Origin of the sequence: Leucobacter muris, from assembly GCF_004028235.1 — a bacterium.
GTDB lineage: Bacteria > Actinomycetota > Actinomycetes > Actinomycetales > Microbacteriaceae > Leucobacter > Leucobacter muris.
The window spans coordinates 939,325-954,635 of sequence record NZ_CP035037.1; the positions used below are offsets into that span (position 1 = coordinate 939,325).

At 73.4% G+C, this 15,311-nt stretch carries 14 protein-coding genes and 1 riboswitch; of the genes, 13 read left to right on the top strand and 1 reads right to left on the bottom strand.

Going from position 1 to position 15,311, the window contains the following annotated elements:
* Positions 1-36: 36 nt before the first annotated feature.
* Positions 37-1,086 carry a hypothetical protein gene (locus Leucomu_RS04445; protein ID WP_128386469.1) on the top strand — a complete coding sequence of 350 codons (1,050 nt, stop codon included), beginning with the start codon at positions 37-39 and terminating at the stop codon, positions 1,084-1,086.
* 19 nt (positions 1,087-1,105) lie between these two features.
* On the opposite strand, the gene Leucomu_RS04450 is transcribed toward Leucomu_RS04445, so the two are convergent.
* Positions 1,106-1,888, bottom strand: a complete 783-nt coding sequence (locus Leucomu_RS04450; RefSeq protein WP_128386470.1) for a GAP family protein — start codon at positions 1,886-1,888, stop codon at positions 1,106-1,108.
* 107 nt (positions 1,889-1,995) lie between these two features.
* Here Leucomu_RS04450 and Leucomu_RS04455 point away from each other — a divergent pair, with 107 nt between their 5' ends.
* The 12 genes from Leucomu_RS04455 (at position 1,996) to Leucomu_RS04510 (ending at position 15,292) form a co-directional block, all read left to right on the top strand.
* Positions 1,996-3,234, top strand: coding sequence for a sensor histidine kinase (locus Leucomu_RS04455; RefSeq protein ID WP_128386471.1), 1,239 nt, complete (start codon positions 1,996-1,998; stop codon positions 3,232-3,234).
* An 89-nt stretch (positions 3,235-3,323) separates the two neighbouring features.
* A complete protein-coding gene (locus Leucomu_RS04460; RefSeq protein ID WP_267128467.1) occupies positions 3,324-4,004 on the top strand; it encodes a response regulator in 681 nt (226 codons plus the stop codon).
* Positions 4,005-4,113: 109 nt separating this feature from the next.
* Entirely contained in the window at positions 4,114-5,121 is a 1,008-nt protein-coding gene (locus Leucomu_RS04465) for an aliphatic sulfonate ABC transporter substrate-binding protein (RefSeq protein WP_128386473.1), read from the top strand.
* A gap of 11 nt (positions 5,122-5,132) precedes the next feature.
* Positions 5,133-5,960, top strand: a complete 828-nt coding sequence (locus Leucomu_RS04470) for an ABC transporter permease (RefSeq protein WP_128386474.1) — start codon at positions 5,133-5,135, stop codon at positions 5,958-5,960.
* A complete protein-coding gene (locus Leucomu_RS04475) occupies positions 5,957-6,751 on the top strand; it encodes an ABC transporter ATP-binding protein (RefSeq protein ID WP_128386475.1) in 795 nt (264 codons plus the stop codon). Before Leucomu_RS04470 ends, Leucomu_RS04475 begins: the two co-directional genes overlap by 4 nt.
* Before the next feature lie 39 nt (positions 6,752-6,790).
* Entirely contained in the window at positions 6,791-8,629 is a 1,839-nt protein-coding gene (locus tag Leucomu_RS04480; RefSeq protein ID WP_128386476.1) for a cell division protein PerM, read from the top strand.
* A gap of 38 nt (positions 8,630-8,667) precedes the next feature.
* Positions 8,668-8,777: riboswitch (TPP riboswitch) on the top strand.
* Positions 8,772-9,884, top strand: a complete 1,113-nt coding sequence (locus Leucomu_RS04485) for a thiamine ABC transporter substrate-binding protein (protein ID WP_128386477.1) — start codon at positions 8,772-8,774, stop codon at positions 9,882-9,884. (Overlaps the previous riboswitch by 6 nt.)
* Position 9,885: 1 nt before the next feature.
* Positions 9,886-11,697 (top strand): ABC transporter permease, encoded by a 1,812-nt coding sequence (locus tag Leucomu_RS04490; protein ID WP_228407274.1) that lies wholly within the window; start codon positions 9,886-9,888, stop codon positions 11,695-11,697.
* Positions 11,697-12,236, top strand: coding sequence for a nucleoside/nucleotide kinase family protein (locus tag Leucomu_RS04495; protein WP_017885239.1), 540 nt, complete (start codon positions 11,697-11,699; stop codon positions 12,234-12,236). The genes Leucomu_RS04490 and Leucomu_RS04495 overlap by 1 nt, the downstream gene beginning before the upstream one ends.
* A gap of 220 nt (positions 12,237-12,456) precedes the next feature.
* Positions 12,457-13,074, top strand: a complete 618-nt coding sequence (gene purN / locus Leucomu_RS04500; RefSeq protein ID WP_128386478.1) for a phosphoribosylglycinamide formyltransferase — start codon at positions 12,457-12,459, stop codon at positions 13,072-13,074.
* Between the two features lie 105 nt (positions 13,075-13,179).
* On the top strand, positions 13,180-14,838 hold the full coding sequence (purH, locus tag Leucomu_RS04505) for a bifunctional phosphoribosylaminoimidazolecarboxamide formyltransferase/IMP cyclohydrolase (protein WP_128386479.1): 1,659 nt from the start codon (positions 13,180-13,182) through the stop codon (positions 14,836-14,838).
* Positions 14,839-14,938: 100 nt separating this feature from the next.
* A complete protein-coding gene (locus Leucomu_RS04510) occupies positions 14,939-15,292 on the top strand; it encodes a hypothetical protein (RefSeq protein WP_128386480.1) in 354 nt (117 codons plus the stop codon).
* Positions 15,293-15,311: the final 19 nt, after the last annotated feature.

Genomic DNA, 15,311 nt, shown 5'->3' on the forward strand with positions numbered 1-15,311 from the left:
TGAGAAGCGCGCCCCGCGCTCACTACACTGGACCGCATGAGCGAACCCCAGGGAGCACACCTCGTCGGCAGCATCAACTTCGACGACGCCGAGACCACGATGCGCACCGCCGCCGAGCACCTCGGCGACCGGTTGAAGCGCATCCCGGACGGCGAGGTGGGGGAGCGCTTCCACTGGATCGTGTTCCAGGCCGACCGTCTGGGCGCGACCGACGGCATCGAGCGCGTCGGCGACGAGCCGATCCCGCTGCGCATGCTCGATATGCGGCCGGTGCGCCTCGCCGAAGGTGTGCGCGCCGCCGATCTCCACCTGCCGCCGCTCGGCTACGCCGACGCCGCGCTCGAGTCGTTCGCCGTCTTCTCGCGGCTGAAGAGCGAGGCCGCGATCCCGGCCGGCACCCGCTTCCAGGTGTCGCTGCCCACGCCGCTCGGGGTGGTCGGCAGCTTCGTGTGGGCGGCGGACCGCGCCGAGTTCGAGCCCGTCTACGAGCGCGCGCTCGCCGCCGAACTCGACCGCATCCTCGTGGAGATCCCGCACGACGAGCTCGCGATCCAGTGGGACGCGGCCCTCGAATTCGCGATGCTCGAGCAGCAGACGAGCTTCACCGGGCAGCCCTACGAGTGGTTCGACGACGTCTGGGCCGGCACGAGCGAGCGGCTCGCCCGCCAGATCGACCGGGTGCCCGGCGATGTCGAGGTGGGCGTGCACCTCTGCTACGGCGACGTCGCCGAGAAGCACTTCGTCGAGCCGCGCGACACCGCGAACCTCGTGCGCTTCGCGAATCTCGTGGTCGCGGCCGCCGAACGCCCCCTCACCTGGCTGCACCTGCCGGTGCCGATCGAGCGCGACGACGCCGACTACTTCGCGGCGCTCGCGGGGCTCGCGATCCCGCAGCAGACCGAGCTCTACCTCGGCCTCGTGCACCGCGAGGACGGCGCCGAAGGCGCCGAGCGTCGCATCGCGGCCGCGCAGCAGCACGTGGCGCGACCCTTCGGCGTCGCCACCGAGTGCGGTTTCGGCCGCGCCCCGGAGGGAACCACGATCCCGCTGTTCGAGACGCACCGGGCGGTCGCGACCGCCTGGTAGGCCGCGCCGAGCCCGACGCTCAGCCGATGATCGGCAGGTCGATCCCGAGCTGCGTCGCGCCGGATCGGGCGAGCAGGAAGCCGATGATGCCGAGGATCCATGCCGTGTTCTCGGCGCCCGTGCGCTGCATCCACCCGGTGAAGCGGTGCAGCGGCCGTTCGACGGCGCGGGCGGCGAGCACGCGCGCCGCCAGCAGGATCAGGGCGGGCAGGATCATCACGATGCAGTAGCCCGCGAGCATCGCGAAGCGGGCGGGCATGCCGATGGGGGCGTCGGCCAGCATCGTCATGCCGATGAGGTAGGGGAGCATGCCCGCCACCTCGGCGAGGCCCGCGGCGAGGGCGACGCCCACGACCGCGGCGCGACTCGTGCCGTCGGCGAGCAGACGGTCGCGCCACCGCAGGATCCGCCCGCTCGTCTGCGCCGCCGGACTGCCGTCCGAGAGCGCCGCGGCTTTCCGCTTGCGCGCGTCCGACACCCCGATCGCGACGCCGCTCGCGAACAACGCGAGCCCGCCCACCAGCAGCACGACCCGGCCGAGCGTCGAGCCGAGGAAATCGCGGCCCGCGTCGATGACGTTGACGAGCCCCAGCGTGAAGAGCACGCCGATCGCGAGGTAGAACAGTGTGATCGTGCCGAGGTACAGCAGCACGCGGGCGATCCGGGGCCGCCCCGGCGCGATGAGCAGGAACAGCGGGATCAGCAGGGTGCCGACGCTGAGCCCGTCGAGCAGGGCGAGCAGCGCGAGGGCGAGCGGCAGCGGGACATCGGCGAGGATCGGGAGCTGGGCGGTGACGAGCATGCCGCCACTCTCGCGGCTGCGCCCCGCGCGCGCATCGGCGGAAAGCAGGATGCGGTCTCATCCTTTGGTCGGAGACGAATGTCCGAGGCTGCTGCTTGGATGGGAGCATGATCACTGAGACGGGGCGGCCCCGCGGTGTGTTCCGAGCGCTCGCCGATCGGCCGGCGGCGCTCGCGGGCAGCTACCTGCTGCTCGCGATCGTGCTCGCGGCACTCGGGTGGTCGGGGCTGTGGAGCATGTTCTCGCTGCTGCCGGACCGGGTATCGCCGTGGTGGGGGCTGGCGACGGCTGCGCCCGCCTGCGCGCTCGTGCTGCTGAGGCGCCGCGCGCCGCTGGCGGGGCTCGTCGCCGCCGCGATCGTCTTCGTCGCCGACCTGCTCACCGTCGGTGGGCTCGTGCCGCTGCTCGTGCTGCTCGAGCTCTTCCACGCGCGCACGGTGCGGCTCGCCCCGGCCCGGCGCAGGCGCATGCTCTGGATGATGATCGTGAGCACGCTCGCGCTCGTGGTGAGCGCCCTCGCGCTCGCCGACGACCCGCGCGAAGCGGTGATGGTGGGCATCCAGTTCGTGGGGCTCGCCGGGCTGACGTACTGGTACGCGAACTCGGTGGCGCAGTCGCGGGAGCTGGTCGCGCTCTACCGGCAGCGCGCCGACGACACGGCCCGGCTCGCAGCGCTCGACCGCACCGCCGCGGTGCAGGGGGAGCGGGATCGCATGGCCCGCGAGCTGCACGACGTGGTCGCGGGGCACATCTCCGCGATCGCGATCCGCAGCGAGGCCGCGCTCGGTCTGCAGACGGGCGACGCCGAGGAGACGCAGGAGCGGCGGGCCCTGCGGGCGATGCGCGACGCGAGCCTCGAGGCCCACGGAGCGCTGCGCACCATGATTCAGGTGCTGCGGTCGGGCGAGAGCGACTTCCAGCTGCCGCCCGGCCGGGCCGGCCTGCCCGGGCTGGTCGAGGCCGCGAACGGTTCGGGGGTCGCCGCGACGCTCAACGACGAGGGAGGCGGCGGGCTGCCCGCGCAGCTCGATCAGGCCGTGGGCAGCGTGGTGCGCGAGGCGCTCGCGAACAGCGTGCGCCACTCGTCGGGCGCCGATGTCGACGTGCGGCTGTCGAGGGGCGAGGGCGAGGTGCGCGTCAACGTGGTCTCGCGCGGCGGCTCCGCCCTCGCCAGCCCCGCGCTCGCGGGCAGCGGCATGGGGCTCGAACTGCTGCGGGAGCGCGTGCGCGCGCTCGGCGGCGAGCTGTTCGCCGGGCCGGAGGGCGCCGGCGTGTGGGCGGTGCGCGCGCGACTGCCCGAGCAGGAGGGGGCGTGCGCGCGACTGCCCGAGGAGGGGGCGGCGTGAACGCGGCGGGCGGTGAGCGGGCTGCGGCGGCGGGGCTCGGCGGAGCCGGGCAGGCGCCTCCGAGTGTGCTGCTCGCCGACGACCACGGCATGATCCGCGAGGGCCTCCGCATGATCCTCGAGACCCACGGCGTGACCGTGGTGGGCGAGGCCGGTGACGGAGCGGCCGCGATCCGCAACGCGGCCGCGCTGCGCCCCGACGTCGTGCTCATGGACCTGCGCATGCCGGGCGTCGACGGCGTCGAGGCCACCCGCCGCATTGTCGCCGACGGCAGCGCCGAGGTGCTGGTGCTCACGAGCTTCGACGAGGACGAACTGGTGCTCGCGGCCATCCGAGCGGGTGCCGCGGGTTTCCTGCTGAAGACCACCGAGGCGGCCCCGCTCGTCGACGCGGTGCGACGAGTTGCCGCCGGGGAGGGCGTGCTCGACCCCCGCGTGACCCGCCGCGCGCTCGCCGCACTCGCGCAGGCGCCGCAGTCGACCGCGCCGGCGCCGCTGCCGGGCCTCGAACAGCTCACGGCTCGAGAGCGGCAGGTGCTCGACGCGATGCGCGCGGGCCGCTCGAACGCGGGCATCGCGGCCCGACTCGGCATCTCGGTGCCGACCGTCAAGACCCACGTCTCGAGCATCCTGGTCAAGCTCGGCGCCGAGAACCGCGCGCACGCGGCGGCGCTCGCGCGAGACGCGCAGCTCGATGCCGGGGTCGGGGCCACCGACGACCCTCGCCCCGAGCGCCGCGCGAGCGGCGGCGGATCCGTGCGCGAACGCTGACGTAGAATAGTGGGGTTGCGCGGGCAGAGCCGCGCGCTCGCGCCGATCCCGGCGTCTCGTCAGCCGATCCGCGGCCCCCGGTCGCACGGCATCCCCTGAAAGGACCCCCGTGACCAGCCGTCTGCTCCGCTCGTTCTCAGTCACCGCCGCAGCCACCGCCGTCCTCGCCCTCGGCCTCACCGGATGCGCCGGCGGGGCGTCGACCGAGTCCGGGCAGCAGGGCGCCGCCGGCGAGACGATCCGCATGGGCACCCAGCCGTGGCTCAGCTACGGCCAGTGGTACGTCGCCGACGATCAAGGCTTCTTCGACGACCGCGGCGTCGACGTGGAGCTGTCGAGCTTCAACGCCGACGCCGACGTGAACGCCGCGCTCGCCGCCGGCCGCCTCGACATGGCCAACGTGGGTGCGCAGGCCGCGCTGCAGTTCATCGAGCAGGGCGTCGACGTGTCGATCGTGCTGCTGCTCGACTCGGCCACCGAGGCCGACGCGATCCTCGCGGGCGAGGGCATCGGCGACGTCGCCGACCTCGCGGGCAAGAAGGTCGCGTTCGAGCGGGGCGCGACGAGCGAGATCCTGCTCGCCGAGGCACTCGACGAGGCCGGCATGAGCTTCGACGACATCGAGGTGGTCGAGTCATCGGCCGACCAGGTCGCCCCGATCCTGCTCGCCGGGCGAGTGGATGCCGGCGTCACCTACGAGCCCTACATCAGCGAGGCCCTCGGAGCCGGGCAGGGCGTCGGCACCGTCGCGACCGCGGGCGAGTACCCCGGCCTCATCACCGACGTGCTCGTGGTGCGCAACGACGTGCTCGAGGAGCGCCCCGACGAGGTGACCGAGGTGCTCGCGGCATGGGACGACGCCGTCGCCTTCTACGGCGAGCACACCGACGAGGCCCGCGCCGTCATCGCGGCGGGCGTCGGCTCGGATGCCGCCGACCTCGAGACCGCGTTCGACGGCGTGCACTTCTACACGCTCGCCGAGAACCGCGAGCTGCTGAACGGCGACTACGTCGCGCAGACGCTGCCCGCCCTCGTCGAGGTCGCGCAGCGCATCGGCCTCATCTCGGGCGACGTCGACGCGGGCAGCACGATCCGCACCGACTTCCTCGGAGAGTAACCCGGCCAGGCATGTCCCGCAACGACTCAGCCTCCGCCGCGCGGCGCCCCCGTCGCCGAGCCCGCATCGGCCGCACGCTCGGCAGGCCCGCCTATCTGGCGACCGCCGTCGGCACGTTCGTGGCGCTCATCGTCGTGTGGACGCTCGCGAGCGCGACGGGACTCGCCGACCCCATGTTCCTGCCCGGGCCGGGGGCGGTGCTCGGGGCCCTCGCCGAGCAGGCGGCGAACGGCGAGCTGTGGGCCGACATCGGCATCAGCTCGTTCCGCATCCTGATGGGCTTCGTCATCGCCACGCTGATGGCGGTGCCGATCGGCACGCTGATGGGTGTGAACGCGCGCGCCGAAGCGGCGCTCGAGCCGCTCATGGACTTCATCCGCTACATGCCGGTGGTCGCCTTCGTGCCGCTCACGATCGTGTGGGTGGGCATCGAGGAGAGCCAGAAGTTCCTCATCATCTGGATGGGCACCTTCTTCCAGCAGGTGCTGATGGTGGCCGACGCGGTGCGGCGCACGCCCCGCAACCTCGTGAGCCTGGGGGAGACGCTCGGGCTGAGCTGGGCGCAGCTGCTGATCCGCATCGTGGTGCCGTCGGCGATGCCGCGCATCTGGGACGCGCTGCGGATCACGCTCGGCTGGGCGTGGACGTGGCTGGTGGTGGCCGAGCTGGTGGCCGCGTCGAGCGGCATGGGCTTCCGCATCACGGTGGCGCAGCGCTTCTTCCAGACGGATCTCATCATCGGCTACGTGTTCGTGCTGGGGCTGCTCGGCCTCGTGCTCGACCAGGTGATGCGCGCCGCCGGACGCCGCATGTTCGCGTATCAGGAGGGCCGGGCATGAGCGGGCAGGATCGGGAAGCGGCCCCCAAGCTGCGCATCAGCGGCCTGGTGAAGCGCTTCGGCAGCGGCGACCGGGCGGTGACGGCGCTCGAGGGCGTCGATCTCGAGGTGGGCGAGAACGAGTTCGTCTCGATCGTGGGGGCGTCGGGCTGCGGCAAGTCGACGCTGCTCTCGCTGGTCGCGGGTCTCGAAGAGCCGAGCGCGGGCACGATCGAGGTGAGCGGCCGCGAGGTCGCGGGGCCGGGTCGGGATCGCGGGGTCGTGTTCCAGCAGGCGACGCTCATGCCGTGGCTGACGGTGCAGCAGAACGTGGAGTTCGCGCTGCGCGGGGAACCGGGGTTGACGCGCGGCGACCGGGCGGATCGGGCTCGTGAGTTCCTGGGGCTCGTTGGACTCGAGGGGTTCGAGCGCTCCTATCCGGCGCAGTTGTCCGGTGGCATGCAGCAGCGCGTGGCGCTGGCCCGCTCGCTCAGCTACGGGCCCGACATGCTGCTCATGGACGAACCGTTCGGCGCGCTCGACGCGCTGACCCGGCGCACCATGCAGGAACTGCTGCTCGAGGTGTGGGAGCAGCATCGGCTGACGGTGCTGCTCGTCACCCACGACATCGACGAGGCCGTGGTGACGAGCGACCGCGTGGTCGTGATGAGCCCGCGCCCGGGTCGGGTGCGGCGCATCGTCGACGTGCCGATCCCGCGCCCGCGCACGCTCGCCTCGGAGCGCACCCCCGAGTTCCAGGGGCTGAGCGACGGCATTCTCGGGCTCATCCGCGACGCGCCTCACGCCGGGTGAAGCGGCGGCGCCTCCGGGAAGCGGAGTAAGCTGCTGGCGATGAGAGCCATAGTCACCGCCGTGGTCGCCGCGATCGAGGCGGCGGCCGTCGCCTTCGCCGGGTTCGCGGTGGTCGCGGTACCCGCGCTGCTGCTGTGGATGGTCGTGTTCGGGCTCGCAGCGGAGCCGGCAGCGGTGATGGCCGGGATCGCTGGCGTCTGGCTGCTGGCCCACTGGGTGCCGACGCAGTTCGAGATCGACGCGCAGACGGCGCTGGGCCTCGGCCTCGCCCCCGAACCGATCGCGGTCGTGCTCTCGCTCGCCCCGCTCGGGGTCACCGTGCTCACGGCGGCGCTCGCGGCCCGCGCCGGCTGGCGCTTCGGGGGGCGCGGCGGCTCCGGCGCCGCCGGTGCGCTGGGCGGTGCGCTGGGCTTCGGCGCCGTCTCGTTCGCGGCTGCCACACTGGCGGCCCCGCTCGCGGTGTGGCCGCTGTGGCTCGCGGCGCTCGTGCCGGCGCTCTGCTACGGCGCCGTCTCGACGGCGGCGTTCGCGGCGCGCGCGGTGCGCGACGAGCACGGCTGGTGGCGTGCGTGCACGCGTGCGGCGCAGCGCGGGGTGGAGCGGATCGGCGCCTCCGGCGCGGCTGCGGTGCTGCCCGCTCGCGCGGCCGAGACCGTGCGGCTCGCGGCCGCCTCGCTCGCGGCCCTCGTCGGGATCGCCGCTCTCGCACTGTCGGCCGCGATCGTGGTGGGCTACCCGCACGTGATCGCGCTGACGCAGGGCCTGCACCTCGACCCGCTCGGTTCGACGCTCGTGTTCCTCGTGCAGCTGGCGCTGCTGCCCGTGGCGCTGATCTGGGGCGCCGCGTGGGTGACAGGGGCCGGGTTCTCGGTGGGCGCCGGCAGTTCGGCGACCCCGTTCGAAGCTCTGCTCGGGCCGCTGCCCGCCCTGCCGCTCTTCGGCGCGATCCCGCAGGGCTGGGGCGGCCTCGGTGCGCTCGCCCCCGCCGCGCTGGTGCTCGTCGGCGTCGCCGTCGGGGTGCTCTTCGCCCGCAGACCGCAGCAGCGGCGCGCGAGCTGGACCGCCGCCCTCGTCACGCCCGTCCTGGCCGCAGCACTCGTGGGCCTCGCTGTGGCGGCGCTGTGCGGGCTCGCGAGCGGCTCGCTCGGCCCGGGGCGCCTCGAGACGGTCGGGGCCGATCCGTGGCTCGCGGGCGGCCTTGCCGCCGCCGAGCTGGGCGGTGGGCTGCTGCTCGGCGTTTCCGCGGCCCGCATCGACCTGCAGCGCATCAGGGCGGCGCTGCCCGAGGCCGTGAAGGCCGTGAACGAGCGAGTGCGGCCACCTCGAGCCGGCGAGGGGTCGCGCGGGGCTGCCGAGGGGCTGCCGGTGCTCGACGGGCTCGACCGGTTCGACGGCGGCATCCGGCGATCCGCGGGGCGGGCGGCGGGGGGCGAGAGCTCCGACGACGAGACCGTCGACCTCTCCGACGCGGCGCTCGTGGATTCGGCGGGTCGCGCGCCTCACCCGGGGGCGCCCCGCGGACCCGAGGGCGCGACGCGATCGGCGGGCTCCGCCGCGCTCGCCGACGCCGCGGGCTCCGACGCCTTCGACACGGAGGCGTACGACGCCGACGCCTTCGACACCGAGGCGTACGGCACCGAGGGGTACGACTCCGACGCGTCCGGAGGCGCCGCCGTCGACGGCCCGGCCGCCGAGGGGGACGGCGCCGACGCGGGCCCCGCCGAGACCGGAGATGCCGACGCCCACGACGCTGATAACGGCGACCCCCATGACACCGAGGCGCTGCTGCGCGCCTACTCCTGGGACGAACGACAGACGGGGGCGGGCGATCCCGAGCCTCCGCGCCCGACCCGCCGCTGGGGCCGTCGCAAGCGCTAGGCGTGGTCTCGGAGCGTGCGCGCATGCTCTAAGCTGGAGATGCAATCCACGGGAGTCCCGACGCGCGGGGCTGAGAGGGAGCACGCGAGCTCCGACCGTTCAACCTGATCTGGTTCATTCCAGCGGAGGAAGGAAGCCTTCAATGACGCCTGCAGCCACGTCCACATTCGCCGCCCGCGCCCGTCGCGCAGCGGCCCCCCTCGTCGCGCTCACCGCGGTCTGCGGTCTCGCGCTGACCGGCTGCTCGGGGTCGGCCCCCGGCGACGCCCCGGTCGAGACCGATACGGTCACGCTCGTCGTGCACGACTCGTTCCCGAACGAGGAGTTCGCCGAGGCCGCGAGCACCGCGACCGGGTACGACGTCGAGGTGATCTCGGCCGGCGACGGCGGCGAGCTCACCAACAAGCTCGTGCTCACCGCGGGCGCCCCCATCGCCGACGCGTTCTTCGGCGTCGACAACATCTTCGCCTCGCGACTCGTCGAGAACGACGTGGCCCTGGCCTACCGCCCCGCCGAGTTCCCCGAGAGCGGGATCCCGTACGCGATCCTCGAGGGCGAGCAGGCGGATGCCGGGTTCGCGCTCACGCCCGTCGACCACGGCGCCACCTGCATCAACATCGATCCGGCCTGGTTCGCCGAGCAGGGGCTCGCGGAGCCCGCCACGTACGAGGATCTCGCGAAGCCCGAGTACCAGGGCCTCACCGCGCTGCTCGACCCGACCGCCTCGTCGACGGGCGCCTCCTTCCTCGTGGGCACCGTCGCGGCGTTCGGCGAGGACGGCTTCGCCGACTACTGGAAGAGCCTCACCGACAACGGCGCGCGCATCGAGCAGGGTTGGAGCGATGCCTACTACGGCCAGTTCACGCAGGGCTGCGAGGGTGGCACCAAGCCGATCGTCGTCTCCTACGCGTCGTCGCCGGCGTTCACCGTGAACGAAGATGCCACCGAGAGCAGTACCCGCGCGCTGCTCGACACCTGCACCCGCCAGGTCGAGTACGCCGGTGTGCTGAAGGGCGCCGCCAACGAGGCGGGCGCGAAGGCCGTCGTCGACTACCTCGTGTCGCACGAGTTCCAGCAGACGATCCCCGACGCCATGTACATGAGCCCCGTCGACGCCTCGGTCGAGATGCCCGAGGCGTGGGCGAAGTTCGCCCCCGAGCCCGCAGCGGATCAGACCCACGACCTCGCCCCCGACGAGATCGAGCGCGGGCGCGAGGGCTGGCTGAAGACCCTGGGCGATACGATCGGCCTCTGACATGCCCCCCGTCATCCCGCGCGAGCGGAGCGAGTCGCGGGAGCCCGCGACTCCTCCGTCGGGCGGGACGACGGAGAGCGGGCCGCGCGGGGCGAAGCGGGTCCGGCGCCCCGCATCCGGCACGGGCGCGTGGGCCGTCGCGGGGTGGACGCTCGCGACGGCGCTGCCGCTCGCCTTCCTCTTCGTCTTCTTCCTGTGGCCCGTGCTCTCGCTCGTCGCCACCGGCTTCACGGACGACGGCCGGCCCGACTTCGGTGCCGTGCCCGAGGTGTTCGGCGCCCCCCGCACCTGGCGGGTCATCGGCCAGACCCTGCTGCAGGCGGGGCTCGCCGCGGCGCTCGCCGTCGTGCTCGGGGTGCCCGCGGCCTACGTGCTCTACAAGCTCGAGTTCCCCGGCCGCACGCTGCTGCACGGGCTCATGACCGTGCCGTTCGTGCTGCCCACCGTGGTGGTGGGCGTCGCCTTCAGCGCACTCTTCGGACCGGCCGGGCCGCTCGAATGGATGGGCCTCGACCGCACGCTCACGGTGCTGGTGCTCGCCCTCGTGTTCCCGAACGTCGCCGTCGTCGCCCGCACCGTCGGCAGCTTCTGGGCCCGGCTCGACGACAGCTCCGCGATGGCCGCCCGGGTGATGGGAGCGGGGCGCATCCGCGCCTGGCTCACCGTCACCCTGCCGGCCCTCGCCCCCGCCCTCGCCTCGGCGGCGGCCCTCGTCTTCCTCTTCTGCTCGACCTCGTTCGGCATCGTGCTGATCCTCGGCGGGCGCGAGTTCTCGAACGTCGAGACCGAGATCTACCGCCTCACGGTGCAGTTCCTCGACCTGCGGGGGGCGGCAGTGCTCTCGCTCGCGCAGTTCGTCATCGTGGGCGCGACGCTCGTGGTGTCGGCGCGGCTGCGGCGGGCGGGCGAGCGGGCCGTGGAGCTGCGCGAGGACGCCCCGCGCGAGAAGCGGCCGGGCCTCGCCGATCTGCCCGCGATCTTCGTCTTCTCGCTCACCGCGCTGCTGCTGCACGCCGTGCCGCTGCTCACCCTCGTGCTCCGATCGCTGCGCGACGGAGGCGGCGGCTGGACCATCGCCCACTACGCCGTACTCGTGCGGCCCCCCGCCGAGCTGCCGCTCGACGCCCCGGTCGCGCACGCGATCGGGCTCTCGATCCGCATCGCGGCCGTCGCCGCCGCGATCGCGCTGCTGCTCGGCATGCTGATCGCGCTCGTGCTCTCGCGCAAGCCGCGCGCGCCCGGTCTGCGGCGCGCCCAGGGCCTGTTCGACGGGCTGGTGATGCTGCCCCTCGGGGTATCGGCAGTGACCCTCGGCTTCGGCCTGCTCATCACGATGCACCGCCCCCTCGGCCTCGGCTTCGACCTGCGCACCTCGGCCGTGCTGATCCCGGTCGCGCAGGCCCTCGTCGCGCTGCCGCTCGTGGTGCGCATCCTGCTGCCGGTGCTGCGCGGCATCGACGAGCGGATCCGCTTCGCGGCGGCGACGCTCGGCGCGACCCCCGTCACGGTGCTCGCCACGATCGATCTGCCGCTGCTCGGCCGCAGCGCGGGGCTCGCGCTCGGCTTCTCGTTCGCCGCTTCGCTCGGCGAGTTCGGTGCGACCTCGTTCCTCGTGCGCCCGGGCGCGCAGACGCTGCCGGTCGCGGTGGGCGAGCTCATCGGGCACCAGGCGCCCGGCAGCTACGGGGCGGGGCTCGCGGCCGCCGTGGTGCTCGGCACGCTCACCGCCGTCATCATGCTCGTGGCGGAGCGACTGCGCGTCGACGGCCGCTGGGGCGGCCGCGGCGCCCAGCGGCAGGGGGAGCTGTTCTGATGGGGGCCGGGCAGAGCCTCCGCGGGTGCTTCGACGTGCTGCTCATCGACGGGCGCTCGGGATCCGGCAAGACGTCGCTCGCCGCGCGCATCGTTCGCGAGTTCCGCGCGACCGGGGTCGACCCGCAGCTGCTGCGGGTCGAGGATCTCTACCCGGGGTGGGACGGCCTCGCCGAGGGATCCCTGGCCGTCGCCGACGTGCTCGATCGCGGGCGCTACCGGCGCTACGACTGGTACGCCGACGCCTTCGCGGAAGCACATCGGATCGAGCCCCGCGCGCCGCTCGTGATCGAGGGCTGCGGCGCGATCACGATCGACAACCTCGCTGCCGCGCGGCGCTGGGCGTCGCGGGCCGCGGGGGAGGGGGCGCTCGTGCGCAGCCTCTGGCTCGACTGCCCGGATGAGCTCCGGCGATCCCGAGCCCTGGCCCGCGACGGCGAGAGCTACGCGCCCCACTGGGACCGCTGGGCCGCTCAGGAGGACGCGCTCTACGCCGCGCACGAGCCGTGGCGCCTCGCCGACGAGGTGCTGCGGGTCTGACGAAGCCCGTTCCGCCTCGCCCCTCCCGTGCAGCTCGCCCCTCCGCGCGGTTCGTCGCCTCGGATCTCTCCCCTGTTTCGGAGGAGACCGGGGAGTCTCATCCGAAACAGGGGAGAGATCCGAAACTCGGTACGGGCGCCCGGCGAGGGCGGCGGTCGCGCAGCCTCCGAGCCCGCCCGCTCCGCTCAGCAGCGCCTGCCGCGCCGGGTAGACTGGGGGCGTGCTGAAACTTGCGGTTCTGATCTCCGGCGGCGGCAGCAACCTGCAGGCGCTGCTCGACGCGGCGGCGGATCCCGAGTTCCCCGCCCGCATCGTCTGCGTCGGATCCGACACCGACGCCCCCGGCCTCGCCCACGCCGAGGCCGCCGGCGTGCCCACCTTCGTCGTGCGGCCGCGCGACTACGACGACCGCGAGGAGTGGGGGCAGATGCTCTCCGCCGCGATCCAGGAGCACGGCGTGGGCACGGGGCCCGAGCCGGGCCTCGTCGTCAGCGCTGGCCTCATGCGCATCCTCCCCGCCGGCTTCGTGCGCGAGTTCTCGCCGCACCTCATCAACACCCATCCCGCCCTCCTGCCGCTCCACCCCGGAGCCCACGCCGTGCGCGACGCGCTCGCCGCCGGAGCGACCGAGACCGGCGTCACCGTGCACGTCATCGACGAGGGCGTCGATACCGGTCCCGTGCTGAGACAGGCCCGCGTCGAGATCCGCGCCGGAGAGACCGAGGAAGAGCTGCACGAGCGCATCAAGCAGCTCGAGCGCCCCCTGCTCGTGCAGACCGTGCGCGACATCGCTCTCGGGGAGCTCGACCTCGCCGAGGCCGCCCGAGCCGCCCCCTAGACCGCAGGGCTCGTCGGCTGAGCCCGTCGAAGCCGAGAGCCCGCTCGACCGAACGCCCGCCCTCGACAGCATCGGGGGCGGCACGCCCCGACCCGAAGGAACCACATGGCAGTCCAGAGCCACGATCCCAGCCTCTACGAGCACCGCGACGTCGTACCGGTCACGCGCGCGCTCATCTCCGTGAGCGACAAGACCCGACTGCTCGACCTCGCCGCGGCGCTCGCCGAGGCCGGCGTCGAGATCGTCTCGACCGGCTCCACCGCGGCGACGATCCGCGAGGCGGGCCACCCCGTCACCGACGTGTCCGAGGTGACCGGCTTCGCCGAGGCGCTCGACGGCCGCGTGAAGACCCTGCACCCCGCCGTGCACTCGGGCCTGCTCGCCGACCTGCGCCTCGCCGACCACCGCGAGCAGCTCGAGCGGCTCGGCTTCGCCCCCTTCGAACTCGTCGTGGTCAACCTCTACCCCTTCGAGCAGACCGTCGCCTCGGGCGAGCCCGCCGCCGACGTGATCGAGAACGTCGACATCGGCGGCCCCGCCATGGTGCGGGCCACCGCGAAGAACCACGCCAACGCGGCGATCGTCGTCTCGCCCGGCCGGTACGACGAGGTCATCGACGCGGTGCGGGCCGGCGGCACCACCCTCGCGCAGCGCCGCTCGCTCGCGACCGAGGCCTTCGTGCACACCGCGCAGTACGACGCGGCGGTGGCCAACTGGTTCCTCGACCAGGAGGACGGCGAGTGGGGAGACGCCCCCGCAGACGACGCCCCCGCCGAGGAGGGCTCGATCGACAGCATCTTCGAGACCACCGAGGGCTACGTCGGCTACGAGGTGTTCGGCCTGCGCGAGGCCGTGCTGCGCTACGGCGAGAACAGCCACCAGCGCGCCGCGCTCTTCACGGAGAACGAGGGCGCCGGCATCGCCCAGGCCACGCAGCTGCACGGCAAGGAGATGTCGTACAACAACTACGTCGACGCCGACGCCGCCCTGCGGGCCGCCTTCGACCACGAACGCCCCGCCGTCGCGATCATCAAGCACGCGAACCCGTGCGGCGTCGCCGTCGCCCCCGAGGGCGCCGCCGACCCGATCGCCGCCGCGCACGAGCTCGCGCACGCGTGCGACCCCGTCTCGGCCTTCGGCGGTGTGATCGCGGCCAACCGTCCCGTCACCGCGAAGATGGCCGAGACCGTCTCTGGCATCTTCACCGAGGTGATCGTCGCACCGTCCTTCGAGCCGGACGCCCTCGCGATCCTCACTCAGAAGAAGAACGTGCGGCTGCTCGTGCTGCCCGCCGATTTCACCCCCAACCCGGTCGAGCTGCGCCAGGTCTCGGGCGGCTTCCTGCTGCAGGACGCCGACCGCAGCTTCACGCCGGCCGCCGAGTGGCGGCTCGCCACGGGCGAGCCGGCCGACGCCGACACCCTCGCCGAACTCGAGTTCGCCTGGCGCGCCTGCCGCGCCGTGAAGTCGAACGCGATCCTGCTCGCGCGGGGCGGAGCCTCGGTCGGCGTGGGCATGGGCCAGGTCAACCGAGTCGACTCCTGCCGCCTCGCGGTCGAGCGGGCGGGAGAGCGGGCGCGCGGGGCGGTCGCCGCCTCGGACGCGTTCTTCCCCTTCGCCGACGGGCTGCAGGTGCTCATCGACGCCGGTGCGCGCGCGGTCGTGCAGCCCGGCGGGTCGGTGCGCGATCCCGAGGTCATCGAGGCGGCGCAGGCCGCGGGCGTGACCATGTACTTCACCGGAGAACGTCACTTCTTCCACTGATCCGGCGCCGGAGCCGGGCCGCGACCAGCGATGATCCCGATCACCGCCGGTCCACGGCCGGGCTCCGGATCACCCGCCGCCTCACCCAGAAAGAGAGAACATGGAAATCGTCAAAGGCATCCTGGTCGTGCTGCACCTCGTCGGCTTCGGCGCGGTGTTCGGCAGCACCCTCGCCCAGCTGCCGGCCGTGAAGCAGGCCCGCGCCCGCATCACCCCGGGCATCCTGCACGGAGCCTCGCTGCTCTTCGCGACCGGACTGCTGCTGGTCGCGTCGATCTACATGCTCGGGGGCCAGCCGAACAACGCGAAGATCGGCGTGAAGACGCTCGTGCTCATCGCGATGATCGTGGTCATCCTGCTGAACCGCAAGAAGGAGAGCGTGTCGGGCGGTGTGCTCGGCGCGATCGCCGGGCTGTCGCTGCTGAACGTCGCGCTGGCGGTGCTCTGGCACTGAGCGCCGCACCTCCGAGCAT

Excerpts from the sequence above, each read along its gene's own strand:
- Leucomu_RS04445 (WP_128386469.1), top strand. The coding sequence starts at position 37 with ATGAGCGAACCCCAGGGAGCACACCTCGTCGGCAGCATCAACTTCGAC.
- Leucomu_RS04450 (WP_128386470.1), bottom strand. The coding sequence starts at position 1,888 with ATGCTCGTCACCGCCCAGCTCCCGATCCTCGCCGATGTCCCGCTGCCG.
- Leucomu_RS04455 (WP_128386471.1), top strand. The coding sequence starts at position 1,996 with ATGATCACTGAGACGGGGCGGCCCCGCGGTGTGTTCCGAGCGCTCGCC.
- Leucomu_RS04460 (WP_267128467.1), top strand. The coding sequence starts at position 3,324 with ATGATCCGCGAGGGCCTCCGCATGATCCTCGAGACCCACGGCGTGACC.
- Leucomu_RS04470 (WP_128386474.1), top strand. The coding sequence starts at position 5,133 with ATGTCCCGCAACGACTCAGCCTCCGCCGCGCGGCGCCCCCGTCGCCGA.
- Leucomu_RS04475 (WP_128386475.1), top strand. The coding sequence starts at position 5,957 with ATGAGCGGGCAGGATCGGGAAGCGGCCCCCAAGCTGCGCATCAGCGGC.
- Leucomu_RS04480 (WP_128386476.1), top strand. The coding sequence starts at position 6,791 with ATGAGAGCCATAGTCACCGCCGTGGTCGCCGCGATCGAGGCGGCGGCC.
- Leucomu_RS04485 (WP_128386477.1), top strand. The coding sequence starts at position 8,772 with ATGACGCCTGCAGCCACGTCCACATTCGCCGCCCGCGCCCGTCGCGCA.
- Leucomu_RS04490 (WP_228407274.1), top strand. The coding sequence starts at position 9,886 with ATGCCCCCCGTCATCCCGCGCGAGCGGAGCGAGTCGCGGGAGCCCGCG.
- Leucomu_RS04495 (WP_017885239.1), top strand. The coding sequence starts at position 11,697 with ATGGGGGCCGGGCAGAGCCTCCGCGGGTGCTTCGACGTGCTGCTCATC.
- purH (WP_128386479.1), top strand. The coding sequence starts at position 13,180 with ATGGCAGTCCAGAGCCACGATCCCAGCCTCTACGAGCACCGCGACGTC.
- Leucomu_RS04510 (WP_128386480.1), top strand. The coding sequence starts at position 14,939 with ATGGAAATCGTCAAAGGCATCCTGGTCGTGCTGCACCTCGTCGGCTTC.